Origin of the sequence: Chryseobacterium phosphatilyticum, from assembly GCF_002899825.2 — a bacterium.
GTDB lineage: Bacteria > Bacteroidota > Bacteroidia > Flavobacteriales > Weeksellaceae > Chryseobacterium > Chryseobacterium phosphatilyticum.
Window position 1 is genome coordinate 562644 of sequence record NZ_PPED02000004.1, and the last position, 25737, is coordinate 588380.

The window sequence follows — 25737 nt, forward strand, 5'->3', positions numbered from 1 at the left end:
GTTTTTGATGATAAGGCATGAAGGTTTTGTATTTCATCATGCCTTATTATATTAATGTTTAACGGTTGTTTTATTAATAATATCCAGGATCTGTTCTTCTTTCTCCAACATCATCTGATGAGAAGCTTCGATTGGATAAACAGATAGTAAGTCCGGATTTTCTATGATTGAATCCACATTATTGTACATTGAATTTTTAATATTGTTATTAAATGATTCGTTAAATGTGTCCCCATTCAGCATTGCTTTTAATAAAACAACTTTCGTCAAGTTGAGATTATTGGAAACAGACTCTTTAGCAATAGTAAACTCTGCTGACATAAACTTCTTGGTTGCAATAAAGTGAGTATCACCAATTGGAACATTCAGCCTTTCACTTAACTCTTCATCGGTAGGGAATGCAAGAAAATCTATCAACGTCTGATCGTTAGCATAAAGAATTGTATCCAACAGATAGACCGTAATCTTTCTATGTCCTCTTTTCTCCAGCTCAGAAGCAATCTCTAATGCAATATTTCCTCCTAAAGACCAACCCAGCAAAATGTATTCATCCTGTTTTGTCTGCTCCTGTATCAGATTAATGTGATCCAGATAATAGCGTGCAAGCTTGTTCAGATTATCAATTTTTTCTTCATGATACAGGTTGTAGGAATCTACCCCGTAGCAGTCATAATCTGATTTCAGCTGTTCTGCAAGTGACTGATATACCTCACTTCCTCCATTTCCGGGATGAATAAGGAAAATATTCGGGTTGTTATTGATCCCTCCCAATGTTGATATTGTTTTATATTCTTTACCTGTATTGGCCAGAATCAGAGACAATTTACTGATGGTTCTTTCTTTGAAAATATCCAGGATTTTGATTTGAATATCCAATAAGGCTCTTATTCTGCTTATCAGCTTGATCACCATAATACTGTTTCCTCCTAATTTGAAGAAATCATCATGAATACTTATGCTTTGAGGATCAAGCCCCAAAACATCACCATAGATCTCTGCCAATTGTTTCTGCAGTTCATTGGCAGGCGCTGCATATTCGGAAATGCCTGTAAATTCGGGCTCAGGAAGCTGTTTCCTATCAAGTTTCCCATTGATCGTTAATGGTAAACGCTCAAGATGAACAAAAATATTCGGGATCATATAGTCCGGAAGAGATTCTATCAGGAACTCTGAGAGCAACCTCGGATCGATCACTGCGTCGGATACATAATACCCGGCAAGGTATTTTACTCCTCCTTTATTCTCTTTTGCCAACACAGCTACCTGACGAATACCTTTATAACGAAGTAATGTATTTTCGATCTCTCCCAATTCAATTCTGTAGCCACGTATTTTCACCTGGAAGTCATTTCTACCCATATATTCCAGTTCACCATTTGGTAACCAACGAACTAAATCACCTGTTCTGTAAAGACGTCCGTTCACTCCTTTTTCTTTTTGTTCAGATGTCTGGAACGGGTTTTCTACAAAACGTTCTTTTGTAAGATCTTCTCTGTTCAGATATCCACGGGCAATACCTGCCCCTCCTATATAAAGTTCACCTATTGCACCAACTGGTATAGCACGCTGATGATGATCGAGTACATACAATGTGGTGTTGGCAATAGAAGACCCAATATTTAATGGGTTATTATCTTCTTTAAAGTAATGAAGGGTAGCACATACTGTTCCTTCGGTAGGACCATATTCATTAACCAAAATAACGTCATCAATATTTTTATCTAAGGCAGGGAAATTTTCCCCTCCGGCGTATATCAGTTTCAAACGTGTTCCATAATCGATTACCTCTCTCAGTAAAACAGGAGGAATAAAAGAAACTTCTATTTTATTTTCATTGATATACTCGTTAAGGTCTGCTACGGAGGTTCTTAATTCATTATTGTAAAGCCATAAGGTATTTCCGTTACATAAAGCAGGGAAAGCTTCATAAACAAAGGCGTCAAATACATAGTTTGAAAAACAACCTACTTCTTTATATTCTTCAAGCTTGTGAGCTTTTATCATGGATCCAATGAGGTTGATTACTCCGCTATGTTCAATCATTACACCTTTTGGAAGTCCGGTTGTTCCACTCGTATAGATTACATAAGACAGGTTTTTCGAATGTACCTTTGTAACGGGATTATCAGAACTGGATTCCTCAAGTATTTTGGTCATTTTATTCAGTGATAATACCTCTGCTCCTTCTATTTTTTCATCTGAATTTGCCCTTGTCAGTACTATTTTCGCTTTAGTATCTTCTAAAATATGCTTTATCCTGTCAGCAGGATAGGCTGGATCCATTGGTACATATGCGCCCCCTGTCTTTAACACAGCCAAAATAGAAATAAGTACATCTTCTGAACGTTCAAAATACAATGGTATAAGATCATCCGGTTGAATGTCATACATTTCAATAAGGTAGTTTGCGAGACGGTTTGCTTTCTGATTCAATTCTTTATATGAAAGTTTTCGATCCTCAAATACCAAAGCGATCTCATCAGGAGTTTTTAAAACCTGTGTTTCAAATAAACCATGAATCGTCATTTGTGAAGGATAATCTGCCTGCGAAGCATTCCACATCTCTGTAATCTGTTTTGTCTCTTCTAATGATAAAAGAGGAAGCTCTTCGATTCTGATATGCTTCTGTTCAGATACTTCTGACTTTATCATTTGATTCAGAAGGAACTGATAAGAATCCGCCATTCGGATTATTGTTTCTTTTCTGAATAATGATTTAGCATAATTGAACGTCATCTGCATTGCCTCAGGATTATCGTTGATCATTGTTGTAAGATCAAATTTAGCTACCTGATAATCTACTTCGCCATCAAAAGAATGGAACAGCGTTTTTTCTTCCTGAGCAGAAGATTCTTTACTTCCTGAGCTCTGAATTCCAAACATAATCTGGAAAACAGGATGTCTTGAAGTGTCCTGCTCTACTCCTAGTTCTTCTACCAATTTTTCAAATGGAAGATCCTGATAAGATTGGGCTTCCGTCACAGAACCGGCTACCTGCAGAATAAAATCTGTTATACTTTGTTTTGAATCTATTTTTTCTCTTAAAGCCAACGTATTGACAAAAAATCCTATAATATCTTCAAGACCCGCATGATGACGATTCGCTATTGGACTTCCTACTACAATATCATCCTGTCCTGAATATGCTGAAAGCATCAGATAATATCCACTTAGCATCACACTGTAAAGACTTACTCCAAGCTTTTTAGAAATTGCTTTCAACCCTCCACTCATTTCTTCAGGAATACTAAAGGTAAGGGTTTCTCCTTCGTAAGAAATCTCAGCAGGCCTGTGGAAATCAGTAGGCAAATTGAGGCTCTGATACTCATCAAATTTTGTTTTCCAATATTCAATCTGATGATCCAAACGTTCTCCTGTGAGATAATTACGCTGCCACAGTGCGTAGTCTTTATATTGAATCCTCAATTCCGGCAGTTTAGGAATATTCCCGTTGACCAATGCAAAATAGATAGTCCCGATTTCCTTCATCAAAAGGTCGGTAGACCATCCGTCGAAAGCGATATGATGGATGACAACTGACAGATAATATAATCCTTCCAGACGGAATATATTAATACTAACCGGGGTCTCTTCGCTCAAACGGAACACTTTATTGGCACATTTGTTTATAGCCTCATCAAGTTGGCTTCTGGTCTTTAAATCTGTTATTTCAAACTCAGGAATAGAATCTGTAACTACCTGATACCCCATTCCATCTTCTGTGGTACGAATCATGGTACGAAGTACTTCATGGCGCATTATAATCGCTTCAAAAGCTGTAAATAAAAGCGAAATGTCTGTACTTTCATCCAGCAAAACAGTCATTGGAATATTGTAGGCACCACTTCCCCCTTCATAAGATTCTATAAACCAAAGTCTTTCCTGTGCAAATGATAAACGTTGTTTTTCGGGAGCATCAACTTTTACAGGGGTTATAAGAACTTGTTCGGTATTAGTCTCATCCTCCAAGGCTTTCGCCAAAGAAGCTATTGTTTTATGATTGAAGATCATAGATACATTGACAGGGACATCCAACTCTTGCTTTATTTTACTAATTAGTTTGATGGCCATGATACTGTTTCCTCCCAATCTAAAAAAGTCATCATGGATACTAATGGTTTCCGGTACAATTCCCAAAACTTCCCCATACAGATGAGATAGCTTTTCCTGTAATTCATTTTCTAGGGCAACATATTCTCTATCTCCGGTAAATACGGGCTCCGGTAAAGCTCTTCTATCCAGTTTTCCATTAATTGTGAGGGGCAGTTCTGTTAAATGAACAAAGGCTCCCGGGATCATATATTCCGGTAATGTTTCTGCCAGGAATTCTGTAAGATCATCAGGGTTCAGATCTTTATCTGAGACATAATAACCTACAAGAAATTTTAGTCCTGCTTTGTTTTCTTTGGCCAGCACTACCGATTGCTTCACTTCAGGATATTGAGAAAGTCTGTTCTCAATTTCGCCCAATTCTATTCTGTAACCACGGATTTTTACCTGGAAGTCAGAACGTCCGATGTATTCGATATTTCCATCCGGAAGATATCTTGCCAAATCTCCTGTTTTATACAATCTGCCATTTTCTTTTCTTTTTTTCTGTTCTAAAGTCTGGAAAGGGTTATTAATAAATCGTTCTTTCGTTAGTTCGGGTTGGTTCAGATAGCCTCTGGCTATTCCTGCCCCTCCAAGATAAAGTTCTCCAATGGCACCGACAGGTAAAAGGCGGTAAGAGTCATCCAAAATATAGGCTGATGAATTACCTACAGGTCGCCCGATCAAATGTACATCACCATGCTCAACCTGTTTGTAGATGGCGTAGATTGTAGCTTCTGTAGGGCCGTACAGATTGTATAATTTTTTGGTTTCTGACCAGTATTTCCCTGTCTCATAGTCACACGGTTCACCTGCATACAGTATCCCTTTCAGTAATGGATAATCTACCCGTGGCAATACTGAAAGCATTACCGGAGGCAAATAAGCGTATGCAATCTCATTGGATAGTAAATACTGACTGATCAGATCGGCATCTTTCTTCGTATTCTCATCCAGTAGATGAAGTTCGTTTCCATACAATAAGGCATTGAAAAATTCTGATACAGATACATCAAATACATAAGAAGTATATGCTGTCATCTTTTCTCCTTCACTGAATCCATAGGCCTCTCTAATCTGACCCACTACATTTACAACATTTCTATGCTCTACCATTACCCCTTTTGGCGTTCCTGTCGTTCCGCTTGTATAGATAATATATGCCAGGTTTTCAGCTGTAACTATCGTTTCCGGTATATTTGGAGACATGGTTTCAATAAGATTTCTTACCGTTTTATGGTCTAAAGAAATCATATCTGTACCCAAATCGTATAGTTTTTCTGCGGTACTCTCCTGCCCGATTACGATTTTCGCTCCTGTATCTTTAAGAATATATTCCATTCTGTCTGATGGATACAATGGATCAATTGGTACGTATGCTGCTCCTGCTTTTAATACAGCAAGAATAGCAATAATCATAAGCTCAGACCGTTCCAGACACATAGGTACAAGGGAATTAGGCTGAATACCATATGTTTCCATAAGATAATGAGCGAGGCGATTTGATCTCTCATTAAGTTCACGATATGAAAGTCTGATATCCTTGAATACCAATGCTGTTGCATCAGGTGTTTTCACCACCTGTTCTTCAAATAACTCATGAAGGGTTTCAGATTTTAGTGTACTCCAATTTCCAACCCATTTTAATTGATTTATTGAGACATATGATATTTCTTTGGAGCTAATTTCCCAGTTTTGTAAGATCTGATCCAACACAACTGTCATTCCTTCCATCAATTGTTCGATCATCCCGGAGTCAAAAAGAGCGCCTTCATAATTCAACTTAAACGTCACCTTATCTCCTTGTTCTGAGGCCATTATTCCTAATGGATAATCAAGTTTCTCTACAGAGTCTTTGAATACAAAACCAAGTTCGTTATTGTCTCCTCCTTTTGGCACAGGATAGTTTTCATATACAAACAGACTACTAAAAATTCTACGCCCGTCGTGATGAAGCTCTGCAAGATTGATATCACTATGGGTATTTAAATCACTGATTCTTTCCTGTATTTCTGCAATCTGATCCACTACTTTACCTTCTCCGTGGGAAACAATCAACGGTAAGGTATTGATATACAACCCTGCTGAGGATTCAATACCGTCCACAGGTAAGTTTCTTCCGGATACTGTAGTTCCTACTACCGTACTTCCGGATCCACTGTAAATACTCAACTGTTTATGCCATAAATATTGAAGTACAGCATTGATTGTAAATCCTCTTGCTTTGGTAAAGTTTTTCAACAAATGATACTGATCTCCACTTATAGAAATACTCAAAAAGCGATGATCTTTAATATGGCGATAGGTTCCTAAGTCTGTATTTTTTTGATCTTCTTTGACCAGACTGCTTAAGTTCTCCTGATCTTCCAATAAAGTCATATATCTTTTCCAGAAGCTACGACTACTCTCCTTTTGACCCTGAAGATACTTTTGAGTTGCCTGGTAGGCATCATCTTTCATCAGAACCGGAGCCTGATTTTTAATCAGATTAAGATAAGCATCATGAACAGCATTTAAAACAACAGGCATACTCCACCCATCTAGTATTGCATGGTGATTACTGAATAAACAGCTGTAGTGTTTTTCATTCCGTTTGAATACATAGACCCTGAACAAGCCTCCTTTTGATAAATCATAAATTTCAAAACGATCATCATAAGTTATTTTGTTGATAAGAGTTTCCTGAGCCTGTCCATTGATGGTACTGATATCTCTGTATCGGAAATCAGGATTCCCGGATTTATCTATAACCTGTACAATTTCTCCGTTCCAGTCGAATCTTAAACGTAAGGAAGGATAATGCTCCTGTGTAAGCTTCCATGATTTCTGAAGCTTGTCAATATCCATTTCCGTATGATAATCCCACATTAATTGTACTCTGTAGGCATCATCTTTCTCCCCCTGGTTTAAGGCATGATAGACAAAACCTTCCTGTAAGCTGTTTGCCAGGTATACTCCTTCTATTTCGGCAGACTCCTGAATATGCAACAGCTGATTATAGTTGACCACCTGATCTACGTCTGAAGGAGTAAGATAACTTCTTTTTTCTTCCGATAGAAGTTCAATAATTTCGGCAATATACTTCCTGAAGCCTTCTGATAAAGCAAGAATCTCCGATTCAGACAAGTATCCGGATATTCCGAACCTCAGCTGACCATCTACCACCGCTCCATTAATGCTGATCAAATGACTGTCACGGTTATCGCTTCCCATACCTGAACCAGCGTCTTCGGGAGCTATAAACCAGGATTTTTCTCCCCCGCTTTCTTCCTGATCCAGTTGTCCCAAATAGTTGAAACTAATCTTAGGGAGGTCTCTTCCGGTATACCCGATAAGGCTGCCATATCCCATTCCGTTGTTTGGAATATTTCTCAGTGATTCTTTGGTAAGGACGATTGTATCTTTCAGGTTTTCCCCCGTCTCTAACAGCAATGGATACATTGTGGTAAACCATCCAACTGTCTCGGTGATGTCTAAGTTATCAAATACTTCTTCACGTCCATGACCTTCCAGTAAAACGGCATGATGGGAGCTTCCGCTCATCTCCGATAAAGCAGATGAAAGTGCAGAAAGCAACAAATCATTGATCTGAGTATGGTATACATGATGTGTATTTCTGATCAGTTTTCCAGTCATTTCCTTATCCAGCATAAGATGACCATGATGAGATTCTGTACCTGCCAATCTGCTCAAAACAGTATTGTTTTCATCTACAATATCGGTAATTGAATTCCAATAGGTTATTTCTTTATCTCTTGATTCCGGATCTTCAGACAGATAGCTGCTTATTGCATTTACCCATTGACGGTAGCTGCTTCCTTTGGTGTGAGAACGAATACGTTCTTCATCTCCTTTTTCAACAGATTGATAGATATTCTTCAGATCTTCTGTAATTATTCTCCAGCTTACAGCATCAATAATCAGGTGATGAAGAGCAAAGAAAATTCTTGCACTTCCATCCTGGTATCCATTGATATAACCAATCCGGAATAACGGTCCTTTTTCAATATCAAAATCAGACTGCCAATCAGTCAGTTTTTGGGAAAGGGCTTCCGGGGTTAATTTTGATGCATCCAGATAGCTAATTTCCGGACAAAAAGAGTTATCCCTGTATATCTGACCATATTTGCCCTCTGTTTTAGGATAATGAAGTCTGAAAGCATCATGCCTTTCCCATACATATTGTATAGAAGTTTCAAGATAATCACGGTTCAATTCCGGAACATGGATCAGGAATGCCTGGTTCCAGTGGTTGAAATCTTTCAGACAGCCCCTCTCTTTCTGGCTGAAGAACCACTCCTGAACAGGAAGGAAAGATACTTCCCCATTCAATAATCCCTGTTCTGTAAGGAGCTGTTTTTCTGAACTGTACTTCTTATCATCAATAAGCTGGGATAATGATGCTGTTGTTCTGGCACTAAAGACTTCTTTAACTGTTAGTTTTACATTCAGCTGCTGTCTGATTCTTCCTACCAGCTGAATACTGATAATACTATCTCCTCCTAATCTGAAGAAATCATCATGAATACTGATCGTTTCTGCCTCCAATCCTAATACTTCACCATAAATCTGACAAATCAGCTTCTGAAGGGTTGTCTCCGGAGCCGTATATTCTTTACTCCCTGTAAAATCAGGTTCAGGCAATGCTTTTCTGTCTAATTTTCCGTTGAGAGTCACCGGGAACGCTGTTAAATGAACAAAAGCTCCGGGAACCATATACTCAGGAAGGGATTCTGATACGTATTCTGAAAGCAATTCTGAATCTATGGCTAAGCCAGAAACATAATAAGCTGCCAGATATTTTATTCCGGATTTATTTTCTTTGGTCAATACAGCTACCTGGCGAATACCTGAATACCTTAACAAGGTATTTTCAATCTCTCCTAATTCAATACGATGTCCACGGATTTTCACCTGGAAGTCATTTCTACCCACATATTCCAACTCACCGTTTGGTAGCCAGCGCACTAAATCTCCGGTTTTATATAAACGAGCATTTTCGCCTTGTTCTTTCTGAGCTATTGTTTGGAATGGATTTAACATGAAACGTTCTTCTGTCAGCTCAGGGCGATTCAGATAGCCTCGTGCAATACCCGCCCCACCAATATACAACTCGCCCACTGCACCTACAGGAACAGGTCGGAAATAAGCATCTAATACATAGGCAGTCATATTAGGAATCGGGCCTCCGATATTCAATGGATTTCTATCTTCTTTGTACTCATGAAGCGTAGAACATACCGTCCCTTCTGTAGGGCCATATTCATTGATGAGAATAATATTTTCTATATTTTTATCTAAGGTCGGGAAACTTTCTCCACCTGCAAATATTAGTTTCAGGTTCGTTCCCTGATGTACAACTTCTCTCAACAAAACAGGTGGAATAAAGGAAACCTGAATATTGTTTTCTTTAATATATTCGTTAAGTTCCACTACAGATGTTCTGAGGTCATTGTTATACAACCACATGGTATTTCCATTACACAAAACAGAAAATGCTTCATACACAAAGGCATCAAATACATAATTTGAATAACAACCTACTTCATTATATTCTTGAAGTCTATGAGCATTGATCATTGATTCTATGAGATTTATGACACTTTTATGCTCAATCATTACCCCTTTCGGTAGCCCTGTTGTTCCACTCGTGTAGATTACATAGGCGAGATGTCCCGAATTAACCTGAGTAACAGTATTTTCACATGATACTATTTCAAGTTTTGCTTTAACAGTAACATCATCAAGACAGATCAATTCTACATTACCTGCATCTTTTATCTTATCAACAGAGCTTTTCTGGGTAAGAATCACTTTTGCGGAAGTATCCTCCAAAATATGCTGTATTCTGTCTGAAGGATATGACGGATCTATCGGAACATATGCAGCTCCGGCTTTTAATACGGCAAGAATAGCAACCAGTATACTTTCAGAACGGTCTAAGCATATCGGAACTAAATCATCAGGCTGAAGGGCATAGTTTTCGATCAGATAATGAGCCAGGCGATTCGCTTTTTCATTCAATTCTTTATATGATAACTTCACATCCTGATATACTAAAGCAGTATGATCAGGTGTTTCCACTACCTTCTTCTCAAAAAGCTGATGAATCGTCAGATTCTTTGGATGTTCCTTCTGTGTATTATTCCAATTCTCTACTATTTGTGTTGTTTCTTCTTTAGAAAGTAATGGGAGATCCCCAATTTGAGCCGTGATGTCAGCCTGTGCAATCTCCTCTAAAAGAAGCTGATAGGAACCTGCCATACGAATGATAGTTTCTTTTCTGAAAAGAGATTTTGCATAATTAAACATGATGCGAATTCCTTCTCCGTCATCGTCTACCATGGTTGTCAAATCAAATTTGGCTGCCTGATAGTCGATCTCTCCATCAAAAGGATAGAACAAAATCTCTTCGTTGTTGTTTGTTGTTTCTGCTTCAATATTCTGAAGACCAAACATTACCTGAAATACAGGGTGTCTTGAAGTATCTTGTTCTACACCCAGTTCATCTACCAGTTTTTCAAATGGAAGATCCTGATGAGACTGAGCGTCCGTAACTGATTTTGAAACCTGAAGAATAAAATCTCTGATATTCTGTTTTGGGTTAATCTGTTCACGCAAAGCCAATGTATTGACAAAGAAACCGATAATATCTTCAAGACCTGCATGATGGCGGTTAGCTATTGGGCTACCTACAACAATATCATGTTGCCCTGAATATACTGAAAGCATCAGGTAATATCCGCTTAGCAGTAAAGAATACATACTTACTCCAAGATTTTTGGAGAGTTCTCTTAGTTTTTCGGCTTGTTCTGTCGTAAGATGGAAGTACAGATTTTCTCCTTCATATGAAATCTCCAGTGGTCTTTGGAAATCTGTAGACAGGTCGAGATTCTGGAAGTCCTCAAATTTATTTTTCCAATAGTTGATCTGTTGATCAAGGCGTTCTCCTGAAAGATAATTGCGCTGCCACAATGCAAAGTCCTTATATTGGATTTTTAATTCCGGAAGCTCAGGACTGTCTTTTCCGATCAATCCGTTATAAATGATTGCGACCTCTTTAAGGAATACATCTGTAGACCATCCGTCAAACGCAATATGATGAATGACAATTGAAAGGTAATAGCGATTTTCAAATTTGAAAATAGTAATCTTAACCGGAGTTTCTTCATCCAAACGGAAAATGGTATTAACACTTCTGTTGATTGCATTTTCCAATTCTTCTCTTGAACCGATAGTAACGATCTCACAATCAGGAATTATATCTGTAACGATCTGATATCCCATTCCCTTTTCATTCGTTCTGATCACAGAGCGAAGAATATCATGACGCATGATCACTTTGATCAATGATTGACGAAACTGTTCAAGTTGAATATTTTCATTCAGTATTGTCGTAATTGGAATGTTATAGGCACTGCTTCCTCCTTCATAAGATTCAATGAACCAAAGTCTTTCCTGTGCAAAGGATAATCTTTGCTCTTCTTCAGAATCGATCTGTGCAGGAAGAATATTGATTTGCTCTTCCAATTGGTTTTCATCAGCGAGAATCATTGCTAATGACGCTACTGTTTTATGGGTAAATACCGTAGTTACACTAACCTGCGTGTTCAATTCCTGTTTGATCTTACTGATCAGCTTGATCGCCATGATACTATTTCCTCCCAGCCTGAAGAAGTCATCATAAATACTTATCGTTGTTCCATCAAGTTTCAGAACTTCACCATAGATACGACATAGTTCAGCTTCAAGATTATTTTGAGGAGCAGTAAAATCTTTACTTCCTGTAAAATCAGGTTCAGGTAATGCCCTTCTGTCCAGTTTTCCATTGATTGTTAATGGTAAAGCTTCCATATGAACAAAAGCTTCAGGAATCATATATTCCGGAAGGAAATCAGCTAAGTAGTCCGAGAGCAGTATTGAATCAATATTCTTTTCAGATACATAATAACCTGCCAGATATTTTAATCCGGATTTATTTTCTTTTGCCAATACAGCAACCTGACGGATATCCGGATAGGATTGTAAAGTATTTTCTATTTCGCCTAACTCAATTCTATACCCGCGGATCTTCACCTGGAAGTCATTACGTCCAATGTATTCCAGCTCTCCATCAGGAAGCATACGAACTAAGTCACCTGTTTTGTACAAACGTCCGTTTTCTTCTTTTTCCCTCTGCGCCAATGTTTGGAATGGATTGGAAATAAAACGTTCTTCTGTCAAATCCGGTCTGTTCAGATAACCTCTTGCAATACCTGCTCCACCAACATACAATTCTCCCACGGCACCTACCGGAACAGGACGTTGGTACTGATCCAAAACATAGATGGTCATATTACCAATCGGGCCACCTATGTTTACCGGGTTTTCATCCTCATTATAGTGATGCAGCGTTGCACATACAGTCGTTTCTGTAGGGCCGTATGCATTGATAAGATCTACTCCATTAGCTTTATAAAGAGACATGATCTGTGGATTGGTTACGTCACCAGCCACCACAAGCTTTTCTAAAGGAAGTATAAATTCACTTGTTAAGAGCACTGGTGGTATTGTTGCTATACTGATGGTATTTTCTTTAATATATTGCTGCAATGCAGAAAGGTCAATCCGTTTTTCAGCATCCAGTAAATAAATACGATGACCATGAGTAATCGCCGGATATAGCTCCCAAATATGGGCATCAAATACATAATTGGCATACCACAGACAGTTCTTTTGTCTTAAAGGCAAGTCAGAATCATGGATTAAGCCAAACTCTTTTGCCTCTTGCTGAATAAGATTCATTACATTTCTGTGTTCAATCATGACCCCTTTAGGCATACCGGTAGTACCACTGGTAAAGATTACATAAGCCAGATTTGATGAATCAACATGAGTAACAGGATTTTCTGGAGACATTCTTCTGATAATTACCTGGAATACTGCATTATCTAAAGAAAGAACCGAAGTCTCCAGACTTTGCAGTTTTTCTATTGTACTTTCCTGTCCGATTACCACCTGTGCTCCGGTATCCTGAAGAATATGTTCTATTCTTTCCACGGGATAAGAGGGATCCATTGGTACATAAGCTGCTCCGGCCTTCAGCACAGCCAGAATAGCAATAATCATATGCTCAGATCGTTCCAGGAATAACGGCACCAGGCTATCTGGTTGAAGATCGTATGTTTTGAGCAGGTAATTAGCCAAACGATTTGATCTTTCGTTCAGTTCTCTGTAGCTTAATACAACATCCTGATACACCAAAGCAGGAGCGTCCGGAGCTTTAACAACCTGTTCTTCAAACAACTGATGAATGGTTTGATGAGAAGGATAATAAGATTCTACAGCATTCCATCCTTCCATTAGCTTAAACTGATTATCAGAAACATGTGAAAATTTATTAGAACTAATTGTCCAGTTTTCAAGAATTTGGGCAAGAACCGTTTTCATTCCATCAATCAGCTGTTCCATGGTATGCTGTTCAAAAAGAACGCCTTCATAATTGATTTTCAGGGTTACACTTTCTCCCTGCTCAAATGCCATAATTCCTAGTGGATAATCCAGTTTTTCAACTGAATCTTTGAAAACAAATCCTAATTCATTGTTATCATCTCCGCCTTGTGGTACCGGATAGTTTTCATAGACAAATAAGCTGCTGAAAATACGTCTTGCATCCTGGTGAAGTTCTGCAAGGTTGACATCACTATGGGTATTCAGTTCACTGATTCTCTGTTGAATATCAGAAATGATATCCACCACTTTACTTTCAGTATGCTGTACAATTAACGGAAGTGTATTGATAAAGAGACCCGCTGAAGATTCTATATCATCTACTGGAAGACTTCGTCCGGATACGGTTGTTCCTACAACGGTAGTTTCAACACCACCATATACACTTAACTGATTATGCCATAGATATTGCAGTACCGCATTAATCGTAAGACCGTTTTCAGTAGTAAATTTTTTCAGTTGCTGATATTCCTCTTCAATGATCGTCATTTTTACAGCCTGATGATCTTTAATCTGACGATACGTTCCCAAATCAATATGTTTGTGGGATTCTTTAAGCAGGCTGCTAAGGTCTTCACGGTCTTCGAGAAGGTTCATATAAGCATTCCAGAAGCTTCGGCTGCCCTCTTTGTGCTGCTGAAGATATTCCTGGGTTTTGATATAAGCATGATCTGTAACAATATTCAGATCCTGTTTTTTGGTTAATTTCAGATAGGTATCATGAATACTGGTCAGTATGATAGGCATACTCCACCCATCCAATACCGCATGGTGATTGCTGAAAAGACAGGTATAATGTTTCTCAGAACGTTTAAACAGATATACTCTGAATAATCCTCCTTTTGATAAATCATATACTTCAAATCTATCTTTTTGAGTCGCTTCTCTGATCCATTTCTCCTTCTCTTCTTCATTCATGGTACTCAGATCCTGATAACGCCAGTCTAAGGTTCCTTTTTTATCAATGATCTGGATGATTTCTCCGTTCCAGTCAAATCTAAGTCTCAGGGCCGGAAATTGTTGCTGAGTATAAGCCCATGCTTCTTTAAGAGCCTCCACTTTCATATCGGAAAGATAATCCCATAGCAGCTGTACGCGATACGCATCATCCGTATCACCCTGATTCAATGCATGATATACAAATCCTTCCTGAAGACTGTTCGCCAGATATATTTTCTCAACCTCTGCTGATTCCTGAACTGATAAGAGTTGCTTATCTTCTATGATATAATCAATATCCGAACGGGTAAGGAAGCTGCGGATATTTTGAGAAAGCTCTTCCACCACATGAATAATCTGCTCTTTAAAAGATTGAGCAAGCTGTTCTACCTGTTGTTGAGTGAGATATCCTGAAAGACTGAAACGAAGCTGTCCTTTTAATACTCCACCATTAATACTGATAATATGGCTGTCTCTGTTCTTTTTTCCTATTGAAAGACCAGTATCTTCTGCTGCAATAGACCATGTTTTTTCACCTGAATGATCTTCCTGATCTAGCTGTCCAAGATAATTGAATCCAATCTTCGGAAGTTCATGGTTAGTATAGCCTACAAGACCTCCATAGCCGATACCGTGGTCCGGAATTTCTCTTAAGGCTTCTTTGGCCAATATTACTGTATCGCTCGCATTTGCTCCAGTTGTTAGTAATAGCGGATACATTGAAGTAAACCAGCCTACCGTTTCCGTAATATCCAGATTAGTGAATACATCTTCACGGCCATGTCCTTCTAATACAATAGCATGTCGGGATGCTCCCGTGAAATCTGTGAGTACTGATGACAATGCTGCCAATAACAGATCATTGATTTCAGTATGATACACGTGATGGCTTCCTCTAATCAGTTTTTCAGTAGTACTCTGATCCAGAAGAAGGATATCATGATGGTATTCAGTACCGGAAATTTCTTCAAGGGTCTGATTACTTTGGTCTACCTGAGAAGTTATTCTATTCCAATAAGCCAGTTCTTTATCTCTGGATTCAGCATCTTCAGATTTATAATTTTTAATAGCCTGTACCCATTGGCGGTAGCTGCTGCCTTTCTTAATCTGATAATCTTCTCCTTTTTCAAGCGTCTGATAGATGCTTCTGAGATCTTCAAGAATAATCCTCCAGCTCACAGTATCAATGATAAGGTGGTGGAAAGCAAAGAAAATTCTTGCGGTTTTATCCTGATATCCTGTGATGTAGCCGATATTGTAAAGTGGTCCTTTTTCAATTTCAAACTGCTCCTGCCATGTAGTAAATATTTCAGAAAGTTCTTTCTGACTTACTTTGGAAGCGTCAAGATCATTGATTTTTACTCCGGTTTTTTGGTCACCATAATATTGGCTATAATTTCCATTTTCAAGAGGATAATATAACCTGAAAGCATCATGTTTTTCAATCAGTAGCTCAATACTTTTTTCTAAAAGACTACGATCCAGTTCCGGAACATTAATCAAGAAAGCCTGATTCCAATGGTTTGAATCCGCCAGGTACCCTTTTTCTTTCTCGCTAAAGAACCACTCCTGAACAGGTAAAAGAGGAACTTTGCCGGTAAGAATTCCCTGTTCTGTAAGGATCTCAACTTCTGTTCCTGACTTTTTCTCTTCCATCAAAATCGCCAATGCTGCTGTAGTTCTTGAGGAGAATATTTCTTTCACACTTAGGCGTACCTCCAGGCGCTGCTTTATTTTTCCTACCAGCTGAATACTGATGATACTATCCCCTCCTAATCTGAAGAAATCATCATGAATACTGATACTTTCGGCATTGATTCCCAGTACTTCTCCATAAATTTCAACAAGGCTCTTCTGAAGTGCAGTTTCTGGTGCAGAGTATTCTTTATTACCTGTAAAATCAGGTTCCGGTAAAGCTCTCTTATCCAGTTTTCCATTAATGGTTAATGGTAAAGCGGTTAAATGAACAAAAGCTCCGGGAATCATATACTCTGGAAGCGTTTCAAACAGATATTCTGAAAGAAGTACAGAATCAATCACCTGATCAGCAACATAATATCCCGCCAGGTATTTAACCCCAGATTTATTTTCTTTGGCTATTACAGCAACCTGATGGATACCAGGATAGCTTAGTAAGGTATTTTCAATCTCTCCTAATTCGATACGATAGCCACGGATTTTCACCTGGAAGTCATTTCTTCCGATATACTCCAATTCTCCGTTTGGTAACCAGCGTACTAGGTCTCCGGTTTTATACAACTTTCCATTCTCTCCTTTTACGTGTTGTTCAGAAGTTTGGAAAGGATTGGAAATAAAACGTTCTTCTGTCAGTTCAGGGCGGTTCAGATAGCCTCTGGCAATACCTGCTCCGCCGATATAAAGCTCTCCGGCTGCACCTACAGGTACAGGACGTTGATAATCATCCAGAACATACACCGTCATATTACCAATAGCACCTCCGATATTCAACGGATTTCCATCTTCATTATAATGGTGTAAAGTGGCACAGACTGTACTTTCTGTAGGTCCATAGGCGTTGATCAGATCAACCCCATGTTCTTTGTACAGCTTCATGACCTGAGGATTGGTAACATCTCCTGCCACCACCATTTTTTCTAAAGGAAGAATGTGATCTTTGGTAAGAAGTACCGGTGGTATGGTTGCTATGCTGATTTTATTTTCATCTATATACTGCTGTAAGGCAACAAGATCCGTTTGTTTATCTTTATCCAGGATGTAAATGCTGTGTCCATGGGTAATGGACGGATATAATTCCCAAACGTGCGCATCGAATACATAGTTAGCGTACCACAGGCAGTTTTTATGAACAGAGTCTGATTTCAGACCAAATTCTTTGGCTTCCTGCTCTATTAAGTTGGCTACACTTTTATGTTCAATCATTACTCCTTTTGGAAGTCCTGTTGTACCGCTGGTATAAATTACATAAGCAAGATTCTCAGGTTTCACTTCCGTTACAGGATTTTCTGCAGATCCCATTTCAAGAATAGCACGGACAGCGATTGTATCCAGGGAAATAACTTCTACTGATGTATTTTTTACTTTTTCTGCTGTATTTTCTTCTGCCAAAATAATTTTTGCTACTGTATCCTGAAGAATATGTTCTATTCTGTCTGCTGGATAGGAAGGATCCATCGGCACATAAGCTGCTCCGGATTTTAATACCGCTAAGATGGCAATAAGCATTTGCTCAGAACGATTCAGGCATAGCGGGACAATATCATCCGGCTGAAGACCATACGTTTCAATAAGATGATTCGCCAAGCGGTTAGCACGTTCATTAAGCTCACGGTAAGACAGTCTTACGTCCTGATATACTACTGCAATCTGATTCGGAGTTTTTGCAACCTGTTTTTCAAATAACTTGTGAATGGTTATATCAGAAGGATAAAATACTTCTGTTGCATTCCATTCTTCCATCATTTTTTTACCGGTATCTTCTGTTATTAAACGAAGGTCAGATAGTTTGGTTGTTTCCAGATTCACATCATTACCAAAAGCCTGTTCAAGCAGATACAGATAAGAATCTATCATATTCTTAACCGTTTCTCTTGCGAAAATTGCCTTGGCATAATTGAACATTCCCTGGATAGTTTCTTCGCCATCATCAATCATGGTGCTCAGATCAAATTTTGCCACCTGATAATCTGTGTCTCCTTCATAAGGATGGAACAGCACTTCTGCATCATCAGTATTTCTACCAAAGCTTTGAAGGCCAAACATTACCTGGAATACAGGATGTCGGGACATATCTTGCTCTACCCCCAATTCTTCAACCAATTTTTCGAAAGGCAAATCCTGATGAGACTGTGCTTCGATTACAGACTGAGCGATCTGAAGAATAAAGTCTTCAATATTTTGCTCTGCATCAATGGTTTCTCTTAAGGCCAATGTGTTCACAAAGAACCCAATCATATCCTCAAGACCTGCATGGTGCCTGTTGGCAATAGGGCTTCCTACTACAATATCATCCTGACCGGAATAAGCAGACAGCATCAGATAATACCCCCCAAGCATCAAACTGTATAAACTTACACCCAAGTCTTTAGATGTTTTTCTCAGACCCTGGGCTAGTTTCGGAGACAGTACAAAATGGATGGTTTCTCCATCATAAGAAACCTGGTTGGGTCTCTTATAATCTACAGGCAGGTTCAGGGTCTGGAAATCATCCAGTTTTGTTTTCCAATAGTCTACCTGACGATCAAGTCTTTCTCCGGAAAGGTAATCTCTCTGCCATAATGCAAAGTCTTTATATTGTACCTTAACTTCAGGAAGTTGAGGTTCTTCTCCCTTGATAAGGGCATTGTAAATTGTTTGTATTTCTTTTAAGAAAATATCCGTTGACCAACCATCAAATGCAATGTGATGAATCACAACTGACAAATGATGGTGGTCTCCTAACCTAAAAATGCTAATTTCTATAGGAAGTTCTTCATCCAGACGGAATATTTTATTGGAAACTCTGTTGATTTCTCTGTCCAGCTCCTCTTTTGTATTTACCTCGTGTAAATGAATAGCCGGAATCTGGTCAAGAATCAACTGATATCCTTTTCCTTCGTCGGTTGAACGGATAATGGTTCGTAATACTTCATGTCGTATTACAATGGTTTCGAGCGCCTTTCCTATTACTGAAAGATCTGTTTTTTCATTCAAACGGACAGTCATAGGAATGTTATAGGCACTGCTTCCTCCTTCATAAGTTTCAATAAACCAAAGTCTTTCCTGGGCAAAAGATAATTTTTGCTCTTCAGGGGTATTTACTTTTACTGGTGCAATTGTAACCTGTTCATCAATATTATTTTGATCATTTAATGCTTCTGAAAGTGAGGCTACTGTTTTATGGCCAAATATTACGGCTACCCCAACCTGCGTATCCAGAGTTCGTTTGATGGAGCTTATTAATTTGATGGCCATAATACTATTTCCTCCAAGACTGAAGAAATCATCATGAATACCAATACCAGAAGCGTCTAATCCAAGAACTTCTCCATAGATCTGACATAACTTCTCCTGTAATTCAGTCTCAGGGGCTGTGTATTCTCTGCCTCCTGTAAATTCAGGTTCTGGTAAGGCTCTTCTGTCTAATTTTCCATTGATGGTTAATGGTAATGAGGTTAAGTGAACAAACGCTGCAGGAACCATATATTCTGGTAACACCTCTGATAAGAATGTGGTAAGATCGTTTACTTCATTTGCTTTTTCTGAGATATAGTATCCAACAAGGTATTTCAATCCGGCTTTATTTTCTTTGGCCAGAACCACAGCTTGTTTTACTTCCGGGTATTCCTGAAGTCTGTTTTCTATTTCACCTAATTCAATTCTATAGCCCCGGATCTTCACCTGGAAGTCATTTCTTCCAATATATTCCAGTTCGCCATCAGCAAGATAGCGGACTAAATCTCCGGTTTTGTATAGGACTCCATTCGTTCCCTGCTCTTTCTCTTCCAAGGTCTGGAAAGGATTGCTGATGAAACGTTCGGCGGTAAGTTCTTCACGATTCAGATAGCCTCTTGCTATTCCGGCTCCGCCTACATACAATTCTCCTACTGCTCCTACCGGAACGGCTCGAAGGTGTTTATCTAGGATATACATGCCCTGATCCGGAATATTCTCCCCAATTAATGAGGCTTTATCCAAGTCGTCTGCGCTCAATTTCTTGTAGGTTACATGGACGGTGGTCTCAGTAATTCCATACATATTGATGAGTGTTGGTGCAGAATGATAACGCTCATACCAAGGTTTTAAAGAGGCAAGATTTAAGGCTTCTCCTCCGAAGATCACATAGCGAAGACTGCTTAACTGTTCTTCTCTCTGAAGTGCGGTATCAATAAACTGGTAGAAGGCAGTTGGAGTTTGGTTTAATACCGTTAAGCCTTCTTCTAAACATAAGCTGAAGAATAAATTGGTGTCTTTGGTCTGTTCAGAGGATGGAACTAATAATTTTCCACCATAGAATAAGGCTCCCCAGATTTCCCATACACTGAAGTCAAAGACATAGGAATGGAATAAGCTCCAAACGTCTTTGTCATTAAACTGATACCAGTGATCGGTAGCACTGAACAAACGGGCTACATTACGGTGTTCCTGTAGTACTCCTTTTGGCATTCCTGTGGTTCCACTGGTGTAGATTACATAGGCCAGATGTGAGGATTCTACGGAAGTAACAGGGTTTTCAATGCTACTGTTTTCAAGAACAGTTTCCAGCTCCGGATCTTTCAAAATAAGCATGGAAGTGGTCTCTCCGCAAGCTTCAAGAACATTAAGCTCAGAGCCTAGCTGTGTAATGACAATTTTTGCACCTGTATCTGTCAGAATGTGTTTAATTCTATCAGAAGGATATGATGGATCCATTGGTACATAAGCTCCACCGGATTTTAACACAGCCAGAATAGCCACAAGCATTTCTTCGGAACGCTCCAGACATAAAGGAATAAGATCATCCGGCTGAATATCATACGTTTTGATAAGATAATTTGCCAAACGATTGGAACGTTCATTTAACTCACGATAAGATAATCTAATGTCCTGGTAAACAATGGCTGTATGATCTGGTGTTCTTTCAACCTGGGTTTCAAACAATTGATGAATAGTTGTATCACTCGGATAATGAACTCCCGAAGACCATAATTTGGAAACCGTTTTATATTCTTCCTGAGTAAGATAAGATAACTGCTCAGATGAAATTTCTGAATTTTCAAGGATTTGATCCAAAACAGTGTTCATCCCACTGATTAATTGCTGAATCATGGCTTCCTCAAACAGATAGCCTTCATAGCTGATATTCAGCCATATCTCATCACCAGCTTCATAAGCTACTATTCCCAACGGATAATCCAGACGCTCTACCGAACCTTTGAAGACAAATGATAACTCATTATCCTCATCTCCTTTTGGAGCCGGGTAATTTTCATACACAAATAAGCTGCTGAAAATTCTACGCCCGTCATGCTGAAGACTTGCCAGGTTTACACTACTATGGGTATTAAGCTCACTGATTCTGTTCTGAATTTCTGAAATAATATCAGCTACTTTACCTTCTGTATGGCTTACAATCAGTGGTAAGGTATTGATATACAAACCAACTGAAGATTCAATGCCATCTACCGGTATACTTCTTCCGGAAACCGTAGTTCCAACCACCGTAGACTGTGTTCCGCTGTAAATCGCCAATTGTTTATGCCACAGATATTGAAGTACGGCATTGATGGTAAATCCGTTCTTTGCTGTAAACTTCTTCAATTGCTCATATTGTTCACCCACAATCGACATTTTGATCGAGCGGTGATCTACAATCTGTTTGTATTCTGAAAGGTCAATCTGTTTCTTAGATTCTTTAATCCAGCCACTGATATCTTCACGGTCTTCGAGAAGTCCCATATAGTCTTTCCAGAAGTCCGCATTAGCATCTTTATGGTTCTGAAGATACTTTTGGGCTTCTGCGTACGCTTCATCCGGTGCCGGAGAAAGCTCCTGATTTTTAATCAGTTTTAAATAAGCTTCATGAATAAGGGTCAGGAATATAGGCATACTCCATCCATCAAGAATGGCGTGATGATTACTGAAAAGACAGGTGTAATGCTGCTCTGAACGTTTGAACAGGTTTATTCTGAAAAGACTTCCTTTTGCAAGATCATATACTTCAAAACGGTCTTTATGAGTCAGTTCAGAAATCAATTCTTCCTGCTGATCTTTGTTCATCTTGCTCAGATCGTGATAACGCCAGTCAAGACTTCCTTTTTGATCGATGATCTGAACAATTTCTTCACTCCAGTCAAATCTTAGTCTTAATGTAGGAAGCTGATTTTGAGTATATACCCATGCTTCTTTCAATCTATCAAGATTCATTTCAGAAAGATAATCCCATACCAGTTGTACACGGTAGGCATCATCAGTATCTCCCTGATTCAATGCATGATATACAAATCCTTCCTGTAAACTGTTGGCAAGATATACACCTTCCACAGCTCCGGATTCCTGAATATACATCAACTGATCTTTACCAACGATATTCTCTGTATCTGATGGTGTCAACCAGGTTTTTTGTTCTGCTGTTAATTCATCAACAATTTGTTTTATATACTCTTCAAATTTTTGAGTAAGCAGATCTATCTGATCCTGTGAAAGATACCCTGAGATTCCAAAGCGAAGCTGACCGTCAGCAATGGCTCCGTTGACGCTAATGATATAGCTGTCACGGTTTTTATCACCCATGGAGTTTCCGCTGTTTTCGCCTGAAATATACCAGGTTTTCTCTCCTGTACTTTCTTCCTGGTCAAGCTGCCCAAGATAGTTGAAGCTGATTTTTGGAAGTGCCTGTTCGGTATATCCAACAAGACTGCCATATCCAACTCCATTGTTTGGAATGCTTCTCAGCGATTCTTTGGTTACAACAACAGTATCTTTTACGTCTTTTCCGGTCTGCAACAGCAATGGATACATAGAAGTAAACCATCCCACTGTTTCTGTAATATCCAGGTTATTGAATACTTCTTCACGGCCATGACCTTCCAGGAGAACGGCATGTCCTGATGTTCCGGTAAGGTCTGAAAGCGCAGAAGCAAGGGCAGATAATAAGATATCATTAATCTGTGTATGATATACATGATGAATCTCTCTGATCAGCTTCTCTGTATAGCTTTCTTCAAGACTAAGATTCGCAAAATGATACTCCTCAGAAGATACTTCCGTTAAAATATCATTGTTTTTTGCAACATTTCCGGCAGTATAAGTCCAGTAAGCAAGTTCTTTAGTTCTGGCTTCAGGGTTATCAAGAAGATATCCTTTTACAGCTTCAGTCCATTGGCGGTAGCTGCTTCCTTTTACGTAGGCTTCAGGTTCGTTTCCTTTTTCCAGATTCTGATATATATTTTTCAGGTCTTCTGTAATAATTCTCCAGCTTACGGCATCAATAATCAAATGGTGCAATGCAAAAAAGATTCTTGCACTTCCGTCTTCGTATCCGTGAGCATATCCAATCTGGAATAAAGGTCTGTTTACAATATCAAAATGAGACTGCCATTCTGTGAATACTTTGGAAATTTCTTCTGATGACATTCCTGAAACATCAAGATCTTTAATTTCCGGTATATATTCTATTCCGTACTGTTGAGTGTATGTATTATTTTCTTTTGGATAATAGATTCTGAAGGCATCATGCTTTTCAATCAACAGCTTTATACTTTGTTTCAGTACTTCTGTATTAAGCTCAGGAACAGTAATCAGGAAAGATTGGTTCCAGTAATTAAGATCTCCTACATATCCTTCCTCAACCAAATTGAAGAACCATTCCTGAATAGGTAGAAATGACAAACTTCCGGTAAGCTGGCCTTGTTCCGTCAGAATCTGAGTTTGCTCTTCTTTGGCTTTGCTTTCCATTAATTCGGAAAGTTTTAAGACTGAACGGGTTGTAAAAATATCTTTAACACTTACTCTGATATCAAGTCTTTGTCTGATTCTGCTTACCAACTGAATACTGATAATACTGTCACCTCCTAATCTGAAGAAATCATCATGAATACCAATACCAGAAGCGTCTAATCCAAGAACTTCTCCATAGATCTGACATAACTTCTCCTGTAATTCAGTCTCAGGGGCTGTGTATTCTCTGCCTCCTGTAAATTCAGGTTCTGGTAAGGCTCTTCTGTCTAATTTTCCATTGATGGTTAATGGTAATGAGGTTAAGTGAACAAACGCTGCAGGAACCATATATTCTGGTAACACCTCTGATAAGAATGTGGTAAGATCGTTTACTTCATTTGCTTTTTCTGAGATATAGTATCCAACAAGGTATTTCAATCCGGCTTTATTTTCTTTGGCCAGAACCACAGCTTGTTTTACTTCCGGGTATTCCTGAAGTCTGTTTTCTATTTCACCTAATTCAATTCTATAGCCCCGGATCTTCACCTGGAAGTCATTTCTTCCAATATATTCCAGTTCGCCATCAGCAAGATAGCGGACTAAATCTCCGGTTTTGTATAGGACTCCATTCGTTCCCTGCTCTTTCTCTTCCAAGGTCTGGAAAGGATTGCTGATGAAACGTTCGGCGGTAAGTTCTTCACGATTCAGATAGCCTCTTGCTATTCCGGCTCCGCCTACATACAATTCTCCTACTGCTCCTACCGGAACGGCTCGAAGGTGTTTATCTAGGATATACATGCCCTGATCCGGAATATTCTCCCCAATTAATGAGGCTTTATCCAAGTCGTCTGCGCTCAATTTCTTGTAGGTTACATGGACGGTGGTCTCAGTAATTCCATACATATTGATGAGTGTTGGTGCAGAATGATAACGCTCATACCAAGGTTTTAAAGAGGCAAGATTTAAGGCTTCTCCTCCGAAGATCACATAGCGAAGACTGCTTAACTGTTCTTCTCTCTGAAGTGCGGTATCAATAAACTGGTAGAAGGCAGTTGGAGTTTGGTTTAATACCGTTAAGCCTTCTTCTAAACATAAGCTGAAGAATAAATTGGTGTCTTTGGTCTGTTCAGAGGATGGAACTAATAATTTTCCACCATAGAATAAGGCTCCCCAGATTTCCCATACACTGAAGTCAAAGACATAGGAATGGAATAAGCTCCAAACGTCTTTGTCATTAAACTGATACCAGTGATCGGTAGCACTGAACAAACGGGCTACATTACGGTGTTCCTGTAGTACTCCTTTTGGCATTCCTGTGGTTCCACTGGTGTAGATTACATAGGCCAGATGTGAGGATTCTACGGAAGTAACAGGGTTTTCAATGCTACTGTTTTCAAGAACAGTTTCCAGCTCCGGATCTTTCAAAATAAGCATGGAAGTGGTCTCTCCGCAAGCTTCAAGAACATTAAGCTCAGAGCCTAGCTGTGTAATGACAATTTTTGCACCTGTATCTGTCAGAATGTGTTTAATTCTATCAGAAGGATATGATGGATCCATTGGTACATAAGCTCCACCGGATTTTAACACAGCCAGAATAGCCACAAGCATTTCTTCGGAACGCTCCAGACATAAAGGAATAAGATCATCCGGCTGAATATCATACGTTTTGATAAGATAATTTGCCAAACGATTGGAACGTTCATTTAACTCACGATAAGATAATCTAATGTCCTGGTAAACAATGGCTGTATGATCTGGTGTTCTTTCAACCTGGGTTTCAAACAATTGATGAATAGTTGTATCACTCGGATAATGAACTCCCGAAGACCATAATTTGGAAAC

Annotated in this window: 1 protein-coding gene; it reads right to left on the minus strand. The window is 39.0% G+C overall.

What is annotated here, in order from left to right; all coding sequences use genetic code 11:
• Positions 1 to 51 precede the first annotated feature (51 nt).
• Positions 52 to 25737 (minus strand): non-ribosomal peptide synthase/polyketide synthase (locus C1631_RS18295; protein ID WP_109713643.1); only part of this gene is annotated, 25686 nt, incomplete at its 5' end.